Raw genomic sequence first — 17,692 nt, 5'->3', positions numbered from 1 at the left:
AACCAGCCGCACGGCAGTCATTCACGATGCAAAGGAGCATTCCACCATGGTGCGCGAGCTTTCACACTACGTAGACGGCCAGAGGATCGACGGCACGTCCGGACGGTTCAGCGATGTCTTCGATCCCTGCACGGGCGAAGTGCAGGCGCGGCTTCCGCTGGCCAGCGCGGACGAGGTCCGCAACGCAATCGCAAATGCCGAGAAAGGCCAGCTCGAATGGGCGGCGATGAACCCGCAACGCCGGGGACGCATCCTGCTGAAGTTTGTTGACCTGGTCAACGAGAACATGGACGAGCTCGCAAAGCTCCTATCCTCCGAACACGGCAAAACGTTCGCCGACGCCAAAGGAGACATCCAGCGCGGCATCGAAGTAGTCGAATTCTCCGCAGGGGCGCCGCACCTGCTCAAGGGCGAGTTCTCGGACAACGCGGGGCAGGGCATTGACGTGCACTCTCTGCGCCAACCCCTTGGCGTGGTTGCCGGTATTACGCCGTTCAACTTCCCAGCCATGATCCCCCTCTGGAAGTCGGGCCCCGCGCTCGCAGCCGGCAACGCTTTCATCCTCAAGCCCTCCGAACGGGATCCCTCCGTTCCGCTGCGGCTCGCCGAGCTGTACAGCGAAGCCGGTGTTCCCAACGGCGTTTTCAACGTGATCAACGGTGATAAAGAAGCCGTCGACGCCCTTCTTGAGGATCCGCGCGTCAAGGCCATTGGCTTCGTTGGTTCCACGCCGATCGCCCAGTACATCTACGCCACCGCGGCTGCGCACGGCAAGCGCGCACAATGCTTCGGCGGGGCAAAGAACCACATGGTGATCATGCCCGACGCAGACCTGGACATGGCCGCCGACGCCCTGATTGGCGCGGGCTACGGTTCCGCCGGTGAACGTTGCATGGCGATTTCCGTTGCGGTTCCCGTTGGCCAGCAGACCGCGGATGCGTTGGTGGCCAAGCTGACCGAGCGCGTCAAACACCTCAAAGTCGGCCACAGCCTGGACAAGGACTCGGACTTCGGGCCTGTGGTTGCTGCCTCCGCGAAGGAAAGAATCGAAGGCTACATCCAGTCCGGCGTTGACGAAGGCGCAACCCTGGTCACCGATGGCCGTGGACTCACAGTGGAAGGCTACGACGGCGGCTTCTGGGTTGGTCCCACGCTCTTCGACAACGTCACCAAGGACATGAAGATCTACAAGGAAGAGATCTTCGGCCCCGTCCTCAGCGTGCTGCGCGCGGCTGACTACGACGAAGCGCTAAGGCTCTGCAGCGAGCACGAGTTTGGCAACGGCGTCGCAATTTTCACCCGCGACGGCGACTCCGCCCGCGACTTCGCCAGCCGCGTCGAAGTGGGCATGGTGGGCATCAACGTCCCCATTCCTGTACCGATCGCGTACTACACCTTCGGCGGCTGGAAGGCATCCGGTTTCGGCGACCTCAACCAGCACGGCGCCGACGCCTTCCGCTTCTACACCAAGACCAAGACGGTGACGTCGCGGTGGCCTTCCGGCATTCGACAGGGCGCCAGCTTCATCATGCCGGCAGGCAGCTGATGGGGGCTTTGGACACAGACGAAGTTCTCTTTGAGCGCCGCGGCCATCTTGGCATCGTGACGCTCAACCGGCCCCGGGCAGTCAACGCCCTCAGCGCGGGAATGGTGAAAGCCATGCTCCAGCAGTTGGCTGCCTGGGCTGACGACGACGCCGTAGCGACCGTCCTGGTGCGCGGCGCTGGCGACCGCGGGCTATGCGCCGGCGGAGACATTGTTGCCATCTACAAGGACATGTTGCACGGCGGAACGGAAACGGCGGAGTTCTGGGCCGACGAGTACCGGCTGAACTCGCTCATTGCCCGTTACCCCAAGCCCTATGTCGCCTTCATGGACGGGTTGGTGCTGGGCGGCGGCGTGGGGGTTTCGGCGCACGGCTCGGTGCGCATTGTTACTGAGCGGACGCGCACCGGCATGCCCGAGACCACCATTGGATTCGTACCCGACGTCGGCGGCACCTTTTTGTTGTCGCGCTCGCCGGGGGAGACGGGAACCCACGCCGCGCTGACGGGCGCGCATCTCTCCGGGGCCGATGCCTTGTTCCTTGGCCTCGCGGATCACTTTGTGCCGTCCGAAAACCTCGCGGCGCTGGCAGAGGCGCTGGAAAGCTCGACGGCGGAGGCCGCCGTCGGGCGTTTTGCCCAAGCGGCGCCGGACTCGGCCATCGCTGGCCAGCGGGAGTGGATCGATGCCGCCTACGCCTATGACGATGCGGAGGAGATTGTACGGAGTTTGCGCTCGCTGGGGGAATCTTCGCCCGAGGCAGCTTCTGCGGCCGACACCATTGAGACGAAGTCGCCCACATCTGTGAAGGTCACTTTGGCATCCTTGCGGCGTGTTCCGGGGATGTCGCTGGAGGAAGCGCTGGACCAGGAATACCGGGTGGGACTGCGCTGCCTGGCCGGGCCTGATTTCCGGGAGGGGATCCGTGCACAGGTGGTGGACAAGGACCGGAACCCGCAGTGGAAGCCTCCCACTTTGGCTGAGGTACGCGAGTCCGACGTCGAGGGCTACTTTGCGCCGCTCGGCGATCGCGAACTGGGGCTCGCCGCCTTGGGCGCTGACGCCACATGACCGCCGGGTTGTGCAGCCCGCATGTCCAGCCGCTTGTCCAGCCAGTTTGTTAGCCAGTTGAAGGAGACGACATGACAGAGAACGCAGCATCGGCAACGGGACTCATAGCTTTCCTCGGACTTGGCCATATGGGCGGGCCCATGGCGGCCAACCTGATCAAAGCCGGACACGATGTGATCGGTTATGACCCTGTGCCGGCCGCCGTCGAGGCCGCCAAAGCCCACGGAATTCCCATGGCATCCACGGCGCAGGAAGCCGTGGACGGCGCGGCCGTGGTGTTGACCATGTTGCCCAGCGGCAAGCACGTGTTGGATGCGTATCGCGGGGTTGACGGGCCCGGGCTGCTGTCAGTAGCCGCGCCGGATACCTTGTTCCTGGATTGTTCCACCATCAACGTTGACGAGGCCCGGGAGGCAGCCGTCATTGCCGTTGACGCAGGCCACCGTTCCGTGGATGCGCCGGTTTCCGGTGGCGTGGTGGGTGCCGAGGCCGGCACCCTGACTTTCATGGTGGGCGCTTTGCCTGAAGATTTTGAGACCGTCAAACCCATCCTGGAACTCATGGGCAAGAGGATCGTGCATTGCGGAGACCACGGTGCAGGGCAAGCAGCCAAGGTCTGCAACAACATGATCCTGGGCGTTTCCATGATTGCCGTCGCAGAGGCCTTCGTACTCGGGGAGAAACTTGGACTCACGCACCAGGCACTGTTCGACGTCGCTTCGAACGCTTCCGGACAGTGCTGGGCCCTGACCACCAACTGTCCTGTTCCCGGTCCTGTCCCCACCAGCCCCGCCAACCGCGACTACCAGCCCGGTTTTGCGGGGGCACTGATGGCCAAGGATCTTCGGCTGGCCGTCAATGCGTTGGAAAGCACTGGAGTTGCAGCGGAAATGGGACCGTTGGCATCCCGGATCTACGATGCCTACGCCGCGGGCGAGGGTGCCGGACGTGACTTCTCAGGCATCATCACGGACATACGCGACAAGTCTGTGTGAGAGATTCTGTACATGACGACGTTGAGTGAGAGGGAGAGCATGACGGAGCAGTACGGGAACATCCTGGTGGAACGTCGGGGCCGCGTGGGTTTGGTGACGTTGAACCGGCCGCAAGCGTTGAATGCGCTGAACACAGCACTCATGAACGAACTTGTGGACGCAGTCACCGCAATGGACACCGATCCTGACATCGGCGCCGTGGTCATCACGGGATCCGCCAAGGCGTTCGCGGCTGGCGCCGACATCAAGGAGATGTCCTCCAAGAGCTACATGGAAATGTATGCGGCGGACTGGTTCCGCCGCTGGGAGGACCTCACCCGGCTCCGGATCCCCATCATTGCTGCTGTCTCCGGCTTTGCCTTGGGTGGTGGCTGCGAACTTGCGATGATGGCGGACTTCATCATTGCCGGGGACAACGCCAAGTTCGGCCAACCGGAAATCAATCTGGGTGTCATTCCCGGCATGGGCGGCTCCCAGCGGCTTACCCGTGCCGTGGGGAAGGCCAAAGCGATGGACATGGTCCTCACAGGCCGTTTCATGGACGCCGAGGAAGCTGAACGCTCAGGCCTTGTGTCCAGGATTGTCCCCGCAGCTGAAGTCATTGACGAGGCTGTGAAAGCCGCCGAGGTCATCGCTTCCAAGTCCAAGCCCGCGGCCATGGTGGCCAAGGAAGCCGTCAATGCCGCCTTTGAAATGGGTCTGGCCCAGGGAGTGCTCTTCGAACGGCGGGTATTCCACTCGCTGTTCGCCACCGAGGACCAGAAGGAAGGCATGGCCGCATTCAGCGGGAAGCGGGAGCCCGAGTTCAAGCACCGCTAGGATTTTCTTTACGTTGCGGGGCCTGCTCTGCGCTTCAAATCCGACGCGAAGCGCGCAGAGCGGGCCTCGCAACGCAGTTATGGCATGCGCGAGGATAGACTCGTTGGCACCGACAAATGGGGAGAGAACATGTCAACGGAGATCGTTCAAACCGGCCAAACGGAAGCATCCGCCCAACCGATCAACCGCCAAGCCATCGTGGCGGCAGCGATGGCAGTGCTGGCCCTCGTGGGTCTGTTCTTCGCCGGGATGGCCGTCATCGCAGTCTTCGTTGTGGGCGCAGGCCACGTCGCCCTCAACCAGATCCAGCAACGTGGAGAACGCGGACGGCCCTTCGCGATTGCAGCCTTGGTTGTCGGTTACGGTATTGCCGCCCTGGCCCTCGTGTCGGCTCTCATCTTTTCGTTTTCAGTGACCCGCCAGTAGGACGCAGGTCACCATACTTTCCTCGTCACGATCCCGCCCCGGAGCGGTCCTATATAAGGACAAACAGGGCGATGACTGAGGAACGAAAATGACGTGGCAATTCTGCGATAACCACCACTGCCCGGACAGCTGGCACTGGACCGACCTGGACGACATCGCTGTGGCATGCTCCTACGCGCGCGATCAGGTTGAGCCGGAACCGCCCGGTGCGGATTGTTCACCGGTGGAGAACTTGTTGCTCTCTAAGCCGGGACGGATGACGGGGCGCCTGACGGGACAAGGGCGGCGTCAAAGAACGCGAGCTCCAAACGCACAGCCTCGCGGAACGTCTCCATAACGCGGTCGCGAACTTCCGGATCTACAGGCTCGACGGCGTTGAACTCCTCCCGTAGCCACGTCACCCAGGCGTTGTACTCGGGATTGTTGTGGAGGCGGATCCACTCCGAGTGCTTTGGCGCGGCTGGCCACATTTCAGGATCTCCGGCCCGCGCAGCCCAGTCCCCGTAAAGCCACTCGGCAACCAGGAGGACAGCGAGGACGTCCGGATAGGAGCGGGTAGCCAGGGCGCTGCGCATGAGGGAATCAAAGTCTCGGGTCACGGCTCCCAAAGCAGGCCCGATCCGGTCAGCGTCCGCAACGTCCAGTTCATCGAAGCAGTCTTGGAAGTACGTGTTCTCGTCCGATGCGAATGCTCCCAGGACCCGTGCGAACACCAACCGTGAGGACAACGATGGAGCAGACGCCACAGCCTGCCCGAGGAGCGCTATGAAGGCGTCGCAGAACTGGTAGTCCTGCACAAGGTAGCGCCGAAGGTCGTCGTCGGAAAGATTCCCGCCGAGCAACTGATCCACAAACGGATGGTTGATTGCGGCGTCCCAATTGTTGATGCAGCCGTTCTTGAGTTCTTCGGCAAAGCCCACGTGTTTCCTCCTGAAGTGTCAGGACTGCACGCTAGCAGCCGACGGTGGTGGTTACGGCTGCATGACGCGGCGCGACAGGCGTCGCCCACACGGCTCAAAGGCCAGAGGGGGTAGTGCTCCAATTCTTAGCGTCTGCCCATAATCCGATTCCTAAGCCATGGCTCGCTTCCAAAAGGGGTACCGGGCGCTCATGTAGCCTTGGCGGAAAGATGCCGTTCAGGCGGAAGGTCTGCGACAGGTCTTCAAGGGGGAAATATGATCGCAAACGGTTTCAAGCGTGTCGCACGGCGGAGTGCCATGGCTGCGCTTCTCGTGATCGGTTTGGCAAGCAGCGGCGGTGTCCCGGCGACGGCGGCAGGCGCCCAACCGCTCCACCATATTGATATGGACGGAATTGTGTCCATGGTGGGAATGCCGTTCGTGGGATCAGAGCTGAGGATGGGTGCGCCGGGGGAATTCTCGGGCTGCGACAAGACCGGGGCAGCGCCGTATGGTTACACGATTGAATGGCTGAGCAACGGCACACCCCTTCCGGCGGAACGCCAAGTGGAACCCCTAAAAATTCTGCCGGAAGACCGCGGGAACCGCCTCTCCTTCAACGTCTACGCGACGACTCCGGAGAAGCAACAGTGCGGCGACTCCCTAAGGGGCGATGAGAACACGCTGCTGCACAGCAAGGAGACAGAGCCCATTGCGGCGTCCAACCGGGCCATGGGCTGGACCGGGCGGGGAAACTTCGAGCTGCTGGGCCGCACGGACACCGGGGAACTGGTCCTGTATCCCCGGACCTACATTTACACCCTCGGATCGTGCGACGCCGGAGTGTGCCCCAGCTACGAGACTGCGCACTGGGACCAGCCCAGGCTCGTGGGCACCGGATGGAACATCTTCAACATCGTTTTCTCACCTGGCGATTTCGATGGGGACGGCAACAACGACATCCTTGCTCGCGACGCGGAGGGAGACCTCTACCAATACCCGGGCGATGGCCACGGAGGCTGGCTGGACAGATCTGTCGTCGGTACGGGCTGGAACATGTTCGACACGATCGTGGGTCCGGGTGACTTTGACGGGGACGGCAACAACGATGTCCTCGCCCGCGATGCACGGGGCGATCTCCACTTGTACCCCGGCGACGGTGAAGGCGGCTGGAAGCAGCCGGACGTTGTGGGCACCGGCTGGCAGGTCTTCGACAAGATCATTGCCTCCGGCGACCTAAGCGGCGACGGTGCCGTAGACATCCTCGGACGTGACCACGCCGGCTACATGCACCACTACAGATCAGACGGCCAAGGAGGCTGGCAAGGGGCTAATACCTGGGGTCCCGGCTGGGAGGTCATGTCGGAAATCATCGGCGCCGGCAGCTTCACCCACAACCTGGGCGAGGCAATACATTGGGGGCACACGGTGACACGGAACGACACCATCGCCATCAACCCGAACGGAGACCTGCTCAAGTACACCGGCTTCGTTCCCACCGCCGAAACCATCGGCACCGGATGGGACATCTTCCGCTCCTTGATCTAATAGCCCACTCGAAAGGGATGCCCGAGAGAAATGGCTCGCCGTCCTAACCGTCATCCCGAGCCCGCACCCGTCCGGTAATTAGTCCGGTCAGCAAGCCCATCAATATGGGGAAGATGGTCCCGGGAGCCCACGAAGCCTTGTCGGAAACGTGCGCCATCGGACAGCACGACGCCGGCCGGACAGTCAGACTGACCATCCGGCCGGCGTCGTTATTTCCTGGGCGGTGTGCCGCCCCTCAGCAGACTATCCGGCTCCTTTCCGCGTGCATCGGGTCCGGCCAGTTGCCGACCAAGTCGGGCCAAAAACCGATACGTCGGCTGGCGGATGCCTTTGCGTGATTGCGGACAGGGACCTGGATTTTGCGAAGCATGGGTGCCTCCTGACTGATGTCTTTTGCCTGCGTCGGTTGGCGCAGGTGGTGGTGCCTGCCAAAGCAGGAGCCACCGCATCAGTCAGGTCGGGACCCGGGATCGAACGAGGGTTGTGGTGATGCCGTTCGCTGCGGGTCTGTCACTGGACCGGCTCTCGGAGGCGGCAGCGGTGAGAGGATCTCCGGGATGTCGGACGCCCCGGGGGCCGACGTGCTTGAGCCGCCCCCTCCGGACACGCCTGCGGTGCTTGGCGCCGGTACCGGATAAAGCGGTGCGCCGGGAACCGGGCTGCCAGGTGCGAGCATCGCGGCGGGCGGAACAGCTGCTGGGTCAAAGGTCGGTATGGGCTGCGGGAGGCTGGGTCCTCCAAGCAGCGGCGCCGCTGCCTGCGTGGTTTGGAGTACGACGGCGAGTGGCAGCGCCGGAGCGCCTGACGGTGAGATTGGGGCTTCCGGGGAGGTCGATACCTCAGGCGGGGCGACGCCGTCGAGCGGGTTGGGCGCGGGCGCCGGCGTTGGAGGAAGCGGAGGGTCGGCAAGCCCGGGCAAGTCCGGCACATCGGGCAAGCCAGGCACTTCCGGCAGCGCGGGCACCGCGGGCACGGGAAGTACGTCTGAGACTTCGGGCAGGAGCTCCAGGACTCCCTCCACCACAGGAAGTTTCTGTACCTCGGGAAGCTGGCCGACGACGGGAACCTGAGAGATACCCGGAAGCTGGGGGACGGTCACCGTCGGGAGCGCGGGAGCCGTGGGAGCCTCCGGCAGCTCGGGAGCCTCAGACAGCACGGGAACTGCGGAAGCCTCGGCGAGCGGATCAAGATCGGGAGCCGCTGGGTCCACAGAATCGGCCAAAGATGTGACCGAGGGCGCCTGCAGAGGCTGCGTGAGCGGCGTGGTGCTGCTCGGTAGCGAAGGTATGACGGGAAGGGTATCCGCGGCGGCTGCTGAAGGGCCGGTCAACCACAGCATCCATGCAGATGAGCCAAGCATGGCAAGGAGGAAAGGGCGCAGAAGTATATTGCGGCGTTGTCCCGGGTTCTTGGCCAAACGCTCCACCCCCCAATGCGGCAATGGAGCTTTAGGATACGCCCGTTGGCGCGTTGAGTCACTCCTCCGTAAAGTCCCCGGCATCCCTGCGGAAAGTCCCCAGGACGCGGATGAGGTGATCGACGTCGTCGGCGCCGAAGCCTGACTTGCCGAAAACCTCGGAATTGAGTGCCGCCGTCGCCTTCTTGGCGAGGGTGCGGCCCTCGGCAGTGAGCTCGATCAGGGTGGTGCGGCCGTCGGTGGGGTGCGGCGAGCGGGCCACCAGGCCGGCCTTTTCGAGACGGTCGACGGCGTTGGTCACCGAGGTGGGATGCACCTGCAGCAGCGCACTCGCCTTGTTCATGGGGAGTGCGCCGCTGCGGGCGAAACTCAGCAGCGCGAGGAGTTCGTAGCGTGCGAAGGTCAGGCCGAACGGTTTGAGGACCGTCTCGATGCGCGCGAGCAGGATCTGCTGGGTGCGCATGATCGCGGTGATGGCTGCCATGGGCGCGGCGACATCGCCCCAACCGTGCCGTTCCCAGTTGCGTTGGGCGTCGGCGATGGGGTCGCGCGGGAGTGGGGTGCCCATGGGCCTCCTTCGTTGCTCGGGTGGCTAGTCTTTCAGATTCGGGAACTCTTCCTCGGTGTATTCCAGGCCGAGGCCTGCCGGCAACGGTCCGCTTCCGTGCCGCGCCACTTCCGTGCCGCGAAGTTCCACACGCCTGATCTTGCCTGAAATGGTCTTGGGCAGTTCGCCGAATTCGAGACGCCGTATCCGTTTGAAGGGCGCCAGGTGCTCGCGACAGTATCGCAGGATGTCCTCGGCAACGGCGGGTCCGGGTTCGTAGCCGGCGGCGAGCACCACAAACGCTTTCGGCACCGACAGCTTCACCGGGTCAGGCGAAGGTACGACGGCGGCCTCCGCCACGGCGGGGTGTTCAATCAGTACGCTTTCGAGTTCGAAGGGCGACAAACGGTAGTCGGAGGACTTGAAGACGTCGTCGTCCCGGCCCACATAGGTGATGACGCCGTCGGCGTCCCGGCTGGCCATATCGCCGGTGTGGTAGTAGCCGTCGCGGAACGCTTCTGCTGTTTTCGCTTCGTCACCGAAGTAGCTTTTCATGAGCCCCACGGGCCGGGGGTCCAAGCGCAGGCAGAGTTCGCCGTCGTCGGCTTCCTTGCCGGTGAGCGGATCGACCAGGACGACGTCGTATCCGGGCAGCGGCCGGCCCATGGAACCGATCTTCACCGGCTGTGCCGGCGTGTTCGCGATCTGGACGGTGGATTCGGTCTGGCCGAAACCGTCGCGGATGGTGACGCCCCACGCTTCCTCCACCTGGCCGATGACTTCCGCATTCAGCGGTTCGCCGGCGGACACCACCTTCCGGGGCGGCGAGGCCAGCTGAGTGAGGTCCGCCTGGATGAGCATGCGCCAGACGGTGGGCGGCGCGCAGAAGCTCGTGACTCCTTCGCGGCCCATTTGGTCCATGAGGGCGGCCGCATTGAAGCGTTCGTAGTTGTAGATGAAGACACAGGCCTCGGCGATCCAGGGTGTGAAGACGTTGGACCAGGCGTGCTTGGCCCAGCCGGGGGAGGCGACATTGAGGTGCACGTCGCCGGGTTCAAGGCCGATCCAGTACATCGTGGAAAGGTGGCCCACGGGGTAGGAGGTGTGGGTGTGCTCCACGAGCTTGGCCCTCGAAGTGGTGCCGGACGTGAAGTAGAGCAGCAGTGTCTCGTCCGCTTTGGTGGGGGCGTCGGGCGTGAAGTCCGTGCCGGCGTCGTACGAATCCGCGTACTGCAGCGCCTGGGCGTTGGCGTGGTCCGCCCCGACCTCAATGAGCGTGTAATCGCCCGCCACGTCCGCGAACTTCCCAATGTTGGCACTACCCACGGCCACCCAGTTGGCCCCGCCGCGTTCTACGCGGTCTTGGAGATCCCGGGTGCCCATGAGGGTGGTGGTGGGTATCATGACGATGCCCAGCTTGATGCCGGCAAGCATGAGCTCCCAAAGCTCCACTTGGTTGCCGAGCATGATGATCATGTGGTCCCCGCGTTTGACGCCCTCGCTGCGCAGCCAGTTGGCGAGTTGGGAGGACCGCCGCGAAAGGTCCGCAAATGTGCGCCGTGTGGGACTGCCGTCCTGCTCCACGATGACCAGTGCCGGTTTGTTTCCCCGTTCCGGATCCGCAGCGATCTGGTCGAACCAATCGAGGGCGAAGTTGAATTCGTCAAAACGTGGCCATTCGAATTCCCTGTGGGCCTGCCTGTAATCCTCGCGCAGTTCCAGCAGCCGGTCACGGGCCGCACGGAAGTCTTCTGTGACTGTCATAGTCCGCCTTTCGCTGGGGCTTTAGTGCCTCGGCGCCGTCGCCGGAGCACCCCGCCTAGTGGTCCACATCACCTTGCAATATACTAGGACATCCAAGGGTTTGGAAGAGCCTGCGTTGGACATGACGAAGGGGTCAAATGCTCGACGAAAAAGCAGCTGCCGGCACCGTTACCAGCGGCGAACCGACACGGAAAGTCCTCCCTCCTTATCCGGAGGCGGACCTGATGCATGTAGTGGACCTGCTTCCTGCGGGGGAGCAGGCGCGGTATGCGGAGGTGCGGGAGTTCCTCCAAACGCGGATCCGCGCTGCCAGCATCGAATATTGGAACCGCGAAGAATTCCCGTTCGGGCTCCTGGCCGAAATGGCAAAATACGGGCTCGGCGGCCTGCAGACCGACGGCTCCTCCAAGCTGTTCAAGGGCCTCATGTACACCGAGATTGCCCGGGCAGACGTGTCGCTGTCCGCGCTCGTGGGGATCCATAACGAACTCATCGTCGGCATGATCCATGAACTCGGCTCTCCCGAACAAAAGCGGAAGTGGCTGCCCGGGCTGGAGGCCTTCACACAGTTGGGCGCCTTCGCCCTCACGGAACCGGACCACGGTTCGGACATCGCCGGAGGACTCTCGACGACGGCGCGGCGCGACGGCGGCGAATGGGTCATCAACGGTGCCAAGCGCTGGATCGGAGCGGGGACAATCGCCGACTTCGCCTTGGTGTGGGCCCGTGACGTGTCTGATCACCAGATCAAGGGCTTCATTGTGGAGACGGACCGGCCAGGATACTCGGCCACCAAGATCACCAACAAGATCGGCCTCCGCATCATGCAGAATGCGGACATCACGCTGGACGACGTCCGGATTCCTGCGGATAACCTGCTGCCCGGCGCCACGGCATTCTCCCGGGCCAATGATCTGCTGCGGGACTCGCGGGCCTGGGTGGGGTGGCAGGCTGCGGGCATCCAATTGGCGGCCTTCGATATTGCCAGGTCCTACGCCCTGGAACGTAAGCAGTTCGGCAAGGAATTGGCCCGGTTCCAGCTCATCCAGCAGCAACTCGCGGACATTTTGGGCAACGCCAATGCCTCCCTGTCCTTGATGGTGGAACTGGCCCGCATCCAGCAGGCGGGAAAGCTGGAAATGGTGCAGGCCGCGATGTGCAAGGCGACCACAACGCGTTTGGCGCGCTCGTCCGTGGCCATGGGGCGGTCCCTGATGGGCGGGAACGGCATCACCACGGATTACGAGATGGGCAAGCTCTTCGGCGACGCCGAAATCCTGTACACCTACGAGGGCAGCTACGAGATCAACTCCATGATCGTGGCCAGGGCCGTCACGGGAAAGTCGGCATTCGTCTAGAACGACACTGAGGGCATCTCTTCGCTCGTGGAACGCAAGCCAAGAGATGCCCTCAGTGTCGGACTGCTATCAACTTTGGGTTAGGATCTGGACAGGTTCGGGGGAATTTGGCTCGGCGGAGTTTGGCTCGGCGGAGTTTGGCTGCGCGGAGGCTGGTTCGGGAGAGGGGGCCGCAGCGGCGTGCTCGGCCAAAACCCCTGTCCGGTGCCTGATACGGAGGCGGTAAAGGAGCGTTCCGCCGATGATCACCGCAGCAACGAACATGACGCCGCCCCACTGCAGGTACCACTCGAAGGGCGGTACTGAGTTGTAGATCTCCGGCCGTGGCCAGATCAGGTTCACCGTCATCGCGCCGCCCCAGAGCACTGCCAGGATGTTCACGGGCAGGCCCCATTTGCCTAGGCTGAATCCCGGTTCTGATCCGTCGTCCTTCAGGGGCCACTTCTTAAGGAACCGGCGCCGCAGCATCGGAACGGTGACCAGCAGGTAGGAGAGGTAGATCAGGACGATGCTGATGCTGGAAAGAATGGTGAAGATGGCCGGCTGGGAGATGTTGACGATCAGCGGGATCACTGCCACTGCACCGATGACGATGGCGGCCACTGTGGGGGTTTTCCGGGTGGGGTGCACTTTGCTGAGCTGGCGGCTGAAGGGAAGGTTGTTGTCCCTGGCCATGGCGAACATCATGCGGATAGCTGCTGCATGCACGGCCAGCGTGCAGACCACAACGGCCACTACGATGCAAACCAGGAAGGCCTTGCCGAAGGGGCCGCCCAGCACCGAAAGAACGATGTACTGGAGTCCGCCATCGGCCGCTCCCAGCTTGGGATCGGACAGATCCGGCGCAGCCAGGATTCCGCCAAGGAGGAGCAGGCCTCCCAAGAGGAAGGACGCCGTAACGGCGCGCAGGATAGCCTTGGGAGCCGTGCGCTTGGGGTCCTTGGTTTCCTCGCCCAGGGAGCTTGCGGTGTCGAACCCGTACATGACGTAGCCGGAGGCCATGGCGGCAATCATGAACACCCCGAAGAAGCCCAGGGGATGTTCTTCGCCGAATCCGGCAGTATCCAGGAGGACTTCCGGTCCCCGTACTGAGTGCCAAATCAGCGCCGCGATCAGCAGGACGGCCGCAACCAGCTCTACGAATACGCCCACGCTGTTGATCATGGTCATGAGTTTCACACCGAAAGCGTTGATGAGTGTGGAAATGCCGATCATGATGCTGGCAAGGATGACCCCGTTGACGGCGAAGTCGTAAGGCCCGGTTCCATCGCCCACGAGCTGGAAGCCGCTCCAGATCTGCGGCAGGGTAATTTGAAGGGCCAAGGCAACTGATCCCAGCGCCATGATCGAGGAAAGCAGGAGCAACCAGCCCGCCAGCCAGGCCCACGTTCCGCTTGAGAGCCGTTTGGCCCAGTTGTAGACAGATCCAGCCACCGGGTAGCGGCCGGCCAGTTCCGCAAAGCACAGTGCCACCATCAGCTGGCCGACGAAGACGATGGGCCATGACCACGCATAGGCAGGCCCGGCCGTGGAAAAGCCGAAGTAGAAGAGTTGAAAAACGCCGGTGAGGATGGAGATGTAGCTGACGCCGGCGGCGAAGCTGGCGAACTTACCGATGCTGCGGTCAAGGGTTTGCGCGTAGCCAAACTCGTCCATGCCGCTTGCATCGCTCTTGCAGGGTCCTAATTTGCTGGGTTCTGACATTCGAACTCCTAACTCAGACGTGCACCGAATGGTGATGACCTGCGGCCGCCATTGGTCGCAGTCGAAATCAATAGGCCGGGCACCACTATGTGCCTCCGGCTGTTCCCCCATGGTTGTAACGGGGCTGGTTGGGCCTTCGAGGTGGTCGAAGTCCAGGCCTGCCCGCCAAGCCGCGACCGTATAGGTGTGGCGTGGGTCATAAGAAGAGGTTAGTTCAGATTGAACAGGCGTTCAAGACTTGTGTATGAACAAATGTTCAAGATAATGCGGGGCGCTCATTCAAGGCGTAAGTGCTCGCGGGCACCGAAACGTGGGCATGGAAAACGCCGGTGGGGGCGCTGCATGCACCCTCCACCGGTGCTTTCACTGGCAATCGCGTCTCAGGCGGGGGTCAAGCTGAAGTCCGCCTCCGCCGTCGTTGATTCAACCGTCCGGCTGGCCTTGATGAGGTCCGCGCACCGCTCACCAATCATCATGACGGTGATGTTGGGGTTGACGGTGACGTGTTCCGGCATGACGGAGGCGTCGGCAACCCGCAGGCCTGTAACGCCCTTGACCCGCAACTCGGGGTCCAGCGGTGACATGTCATCGTCCACGGGACCCATCCGGACAGTACCGACCGGGTGGTAGACCGTGTTGTGCGTTTTGCGGATGTAATCCTGCAGTTCCTCGTCCGTCTGTGCCTCGATACCGGGCGAGAGCTCGCGGCCAGCCCATTCAGCCATGGCAGGCTGCGCGGCGATTTCCCGTGCCTTGCGGATGCCGGCAACCATGACCCGCATGTCGTGGCCCTCCGGATCCGTGAAGTAACGGGGGTCTACCATCGGCTTGTCGCGGAAGTCCCGGCTGCGCAGCCGGACGGTTCCGCGGGACCGGGCATGGGTGACGTTCGGGGTGAGGCTGAAGCCATTTTCCGTGGTGGGGTAGCCGTGCCGAAGGGTGTTCATGTCGAACGGGACAGAGCCGTAATGCATCATCAGGTCCGGACGATCCAAGCCCTCTTCAGTGGGGGTGAAGATGCCAATCTCCCACCACTGGGTGGAGGTCTGCACCATGGGCTGCTTGGCCTCGAACTGCACCACGCCTTCCGGGTGGTCCTGGAGGTGCTCGCCGACGCCGGGGGAATCGACCACCACGTCGATGCCATGTGCGGCCAGATGCGCGGCCGGGCCGATGCCGGACAGCATGAGGAGCTTGGGCGAGTCGATGGCTCCGGTTGAGAGGATCACCTCGCGATGCGCTGTGAGCCGGTGGGTCCGGCCGAAAGCCGAGTCAACGACGTCGACGCCGGTGCAGCGCTTGTCCGCGTCGAACACCAGTTGGCGCGCCCGCAGGCCGGTCAGCAGCGTGAAGTTTTCGCGTTCGATGATGGGGTGGATGTAGGAGACGGAGCTGGAGGAACGCGTCCCGTCCGCACGGCGGTTGATCTGGAAGAAATTTGCCCCGTTGATCACAGTGCTGCCGTCATTGAACTTTGCGCGGGGGATGCCGGCCTGCTCGCAGGCATCAAGGAGCGCGACGCCGGTGGGATCCGCCGGGGGAACGTTCATCAGGTGCACGGGCCCCGAGTCGCCATGGTGGGGAGCGTCCGGGCCTGCATCCTCATTGGTTTCCAGCCGCTGGTACAACGGCCAGGCCGCGGCGGCGTTCCAGCCGGTGGCGCCGTACTTTGACTCCCACTCGTCCAGGTCTTCGCGCGGGGCCCAGAAAGCGATGCAGGAGTTGTGGCTGGAGCAGCCGCCCATGACCTTGGCGCGGGCGTGGCGCATGAAGGAGTTGCCGTTCTCCTGCGGCTCCACCGGGTAGTCCCAGTCATATCCCGACTCCAGCAGTTCCATCCAGCGGTCAAGCTGCAGAATCTCGGGGAGGCCGCGGTCATCCGGACCGGCTTCAACAAGTGCCACGGAAACGGAAGGATCCTCGCTCAGGCGTGCGGCTACAGCGGCCCCGGCCGAGCCGCCGCCAATGACGACGTAGTCGAACCCCCGGTCGTTGAGGTTCTCGATGTTCTCGGTGTGCATCTATTTCTCCTTGCTGCGGTCAGCGAACCAGCCGGTTACCTGCGGGTTGGTGTTCTGGTAGATGTGCTTTGCTTCCTGGTATTCAGCGAGGCCGGTGGGACCGAGCTCGCGGCCGACGCCGGACTGGCCGAAGCCGCCCCATTCGGCCTGCGGAAGGTAAGGGTGGTAGTCGTTGATCCAAACGGTGCCGTGCCGCAGACGGCCTGCTACCCGCTGCGCCTTGCCGGCGTCCTGGGTCCAGACGGCGCCGGCCAGTCCGTAAATGGTGTCGTTCGCGGTGGCTACGGCTTCGTCTTCGGTGCGGAAGGTCTCCACGGTCACTACCGGGCCGAAGGCTTCGTCAACCACAACCGACATTCCCCGTTGGACGCGGTCCAGGATGGTCGGCTGGTAGTAGAAACCGGCGTCGTACTTCTCCCCTTCAGGCGCCGCACCGCCACAACGCAACCGCGCGCCTTCCGCAACGCCTCGCTGGACGTACTCGTGGACCTTGTCGCGGTGCTCTGCAGAGATGAGCGGTCCGGTTTCGGCGTCATCGTCGAAGGGGCCGCCGAGGCGGATGTCCTTTGCCCTGCGGACCAGCTCGTCGACGAAGCGCTCGGCGATGGATTCCTCCACAACCAACCGCGCCCCCGCAGAGCAGACCTGGCCAGAGTGCACAAACGCGCCGTTCAACGCATTGTCGACGGCGGCGTCGAAGTCCGCGTCGGCAAACACGACGTTGGGGTTCTTGCCGCCAAGTTCCAAGGCGACCTTCTTGACGGTTCCGGCGGCCGCCGCTGCGATGCGTTTGCCGGTTTCCAGGCCGCCGGTAAAGGAGACCAGGTCAATGTCAGGGTGCTCTGAGAGGGGTGCGCCCGCTTTGGCTCCGGGGCCTGTCAGGAGGTTGGCGACGCCGTCGGGCAGGCCAAGGTCCTTAAGCAACTGCATGGCAAGGATTGCCGTGGAAGGAGTCAGCTCGGCAGGCTTGAGGACGAAGGTGCAGCCAGCGGCCAACGCGGGAGCGATCTTCCATGCAGCCTGCAGCAGCGGGTAGTTCCACGGCGTGATCAAGCCGCAGACACCAACGGGCTCGTAGACGATTTTGCTGACGACGGCGTTGTCGCCAGCATCGACTATGCGGCCTGCCGACTGCCCGGCGAGCCTTCCGAAATATTCGAAGCAGGCAGCGATGTCGTCGATGTCGATACGGCTTTCGATGATCCGCTTGCCCGTGTCCAGCGATTCAGCGCGGGCGAACTTCTCCCGGCGTTCGCGCAGTTCCGCGGCGACCTTCAGCAGAAATGCACCGCGATCGGGCGCCGGAACAGAGGACCAGACGCCGGAGTCAAAGGCTGCACGGGCTGCCGAGATGGCGCGCTCGGCATCTTCGCGGCCAGCCTCGGAGACCGTGGCGACCAGTTCGCCGTCGGCCGGGTTGTGGATCTGGCGCACCGCGCCGGACGCGGCCGGCTCCCACGCGCCGTTGATGAAAAGAGTGGATGCGGAATCGGAGAATGTGGCTTGGGTCATACGATGCAGATTAGTTCATCTTGAACATCTGTTCAAGAGTAGATATGAACAAATGTTCAAGATTGC

At 63.2% G+C, this 17,692-nt stretch carries 14 protein-coding genes; 7 read left to right on the top strand and 7 right to left on the bottom strand.

What is annotated here, in order from left to right:
- The first annotated feature begins 46 nt into the window (after window positions 1–46).
- The 5 genes from AC6I97_RS22350 to AC6I97_RS22330 all read left to right on the top strand — a co-directional run bounded on the left by AC6I97_RS22350 (window position 47) and on the right by AC6I97_RS22330 (window position 4,856).
- Window positions 47–1,546 (top strand): CoA-acylating methylmalonate-semialdehyde dehydrogenase, encoded by a 1,500-nt coding sequence (locus tag AC6I97_RS22350; RefSeq protein ID WP_224095103.1) that lies wholly within the window; start codon window positions 47–49, stop codon window positions 1,544–1,546.
- Complete coding sequence (locus tag AC6I97_RS22345; RefSeq protein WP_309929530.1) at window positions 1,546–2,616, top strand: enoyl-CoA hydratase/isomerase family protein; 1,071 nt, start codon at window positions 1,546–1,548, stop codon at window positions 2,614–2,616. The genes AC6I97_RS22350 and AC6I97_RS22345 overlap by 1 nt, the downstream gene beginning before the upstream one ends.
- Before the next feature lie 71 nt (window positions 2,617–2,687).
- Complete coding sequence (gene mmsB, locus AC6I97_RS22340; RefSeq protein ID WP_224095060.1) at window positions 2,688–3,611, top strand: 3-hydroxyisobutyrate dehydrogenase; 924 nt, start codon at window positions 2,688–2,690, stop codon at window positions 3,609–3,611.
- Between the two features lie 39 nt (window positions 3,612–3,650).
- On the top strand, window positions 3,651–4,430 hold the full coding sequence (locus tag AC6I97_RS22335; RefSeq protein WP_497947271.1) for an enoyl-CoA hydratase: 780 nt from the start codon (window positions 3,651–3,653) through the stop codon (window positions 4,428–4,430).
- 129 nt (window positions 4,431–4,559) lie between these two features.
- A complete protein-coding gene (locus tag AC6I97_RS22330; RefSeq protein ID WP_497946830.1) occupies window positions 4,560–4,856 on the top strand; it encodes a DUF4190 domain-containing protein in 297 nt (98 codons plus the stop codon).
- Between the two features lie 242 nt (window positions 4,857–5,098).
- Here the strand turns inward: AC6I97_RS22330 and AC6I97_RS22325 are convergent, their stop codons facing one another.
- Window positions 5,099–5,776, bottom strand: coding sequence for a TenA family protein (locus AC6I97_RS22325; RefSeq protein WP_497946829.1), 678 nt, complete (start codon window positions 5,774–5,776; stop codon window positions 5,099–5,101).
- A gap of 255 nt (window positions 5,777–6,031) precedes the next feature.
- Between AC6I97_RS22325 and AC6I97_RS22320 the strand changes: the two genes are divergently transcribed.
- A complete protein-coding gene (locus AC6I97_RS22320) occupies window positions 6,032–7,303 on the top strand; it encodes an FG-GAP repeat domain-containing protein (protein ID WP_497946828.1) in 1,272 nt (423 codons plus the stop codon).
- A 448-nt stretch (window positions 7,304–7,751) separates the two neighbouring features.
- Here AC6I97_RS22320 and AC6I97_RS22315 read toward each other — a convergent pair whose 3' ends face one another.
- From AC6I97_RS22315 to AC6I97_RS22305, 3 genes are all read right to left on the bottom strand, one after another.
- Window positions 7,752–8,642 carry a hypothetical protein gene (locus AC6I97_RS22315; RefSeq protein ID WP_497946827.1) on the bottom strand — a complete coding sequence of 297 codons (891 nt, stop codon included), beginning with the start codon at window positions 8,640–8,642 and terminating at the stop codon, window positions 7,752–7,754.
- Between the two features lie 136 nt (window positions 8,643–8,778).
- Window positions 8,779–9,288, bottom strand: a complete 510-nt coding sequence (locus AC6I97_RS22310; protein WP_224095074.1) for a MarR family winged helix-turn-helix transcriptional regulator — start codon at window positions 9,286–9,288, stop codon at window positions 8,779–8,781.
- Between the two features lie 24 nt (window positions 9,289–9,312).
- Entirely contained in the window at window positions 9,313–11,031 is a 1,719-nt protein-coding gene (locus AC6I97_RS22305; protein WP_497946826.1) for an AMP-binding protein, read from the bottom strand.
- A gap of 137 nt (window positions 11,032–11,168) precedes the next feature.
- Between AC6I97_RS22305 and AC6I97_RS22300 the strand changes: the two genes are divergently transcribed.
- A complete protein-coding gene (locus AC6I97_RS22300) occupies window positions 11,169–12,389 on the top strand; it encodes an acyl-CoA dehydrogenase family protein (protein WP_497946825.1) in 1,221 nt (406 codons plus the stop codon).
- 69 nt (window positions 12,390–12,458) lie between these two features.
- Here the strand turns inward: AC6I97_RS22300 and AC6I97_RS22295 are convergent, their stop codons facing one another.
- The 3 genes from AC6I97_RS22295 to AC6I97_RS22285 form a co-directional block, all read right to left on the bottom strand.
- Window positions 12,459–14,093 (bottom strand): APC family permease, encoded by a 1,635-nt coding sequence (locus AC6I97_RS22295; RefSeq protein ID WP_497946824.1) that lies wholly within the window; start codon window positions 14,091–14,093, stop codon window positions 12,459–12,461.
- 380 nt (window positions 14,094–14,473) lie between these two features.
- The gene (locus AC6I97_RS22290; RefSeq protein ID WP_497946823.1) at window positions 14,474–16,114 is read right to left on the bottom strand and encodes a GMC family oxidoreductase; all 1,641 of its coding nucleotides are present in this window, start codon (window positions 16,112–16,114) and stop codon (window positions 14,474–14,476) included.
- Window positions 16,115–17,626 carry an aldehyde dehydrogenase family protein gene (locus tag AC6I97_RS22285; RefSeq protein ID WP_497946822.1) on the bottom strand — a complete coding sequence of 504 codons (1,512 nt, stop codon included), beginning with the start codon at window positions 17,624–17,626 and terminating at the stop codon, window positions 16,115–16,117.
- Between the last annotated feature and the right edge of the window lie 66 nt (window positions 17,627–17,692).

The organism is Arthrobacter sp. TmtSoilC48, from assembly GCF_059739425.1.
The sequence above is the reverse complement of the archived record's forward strand: the minus strand, read 5'-3'. Positions and strand labels throughout refer to the sequence as shown.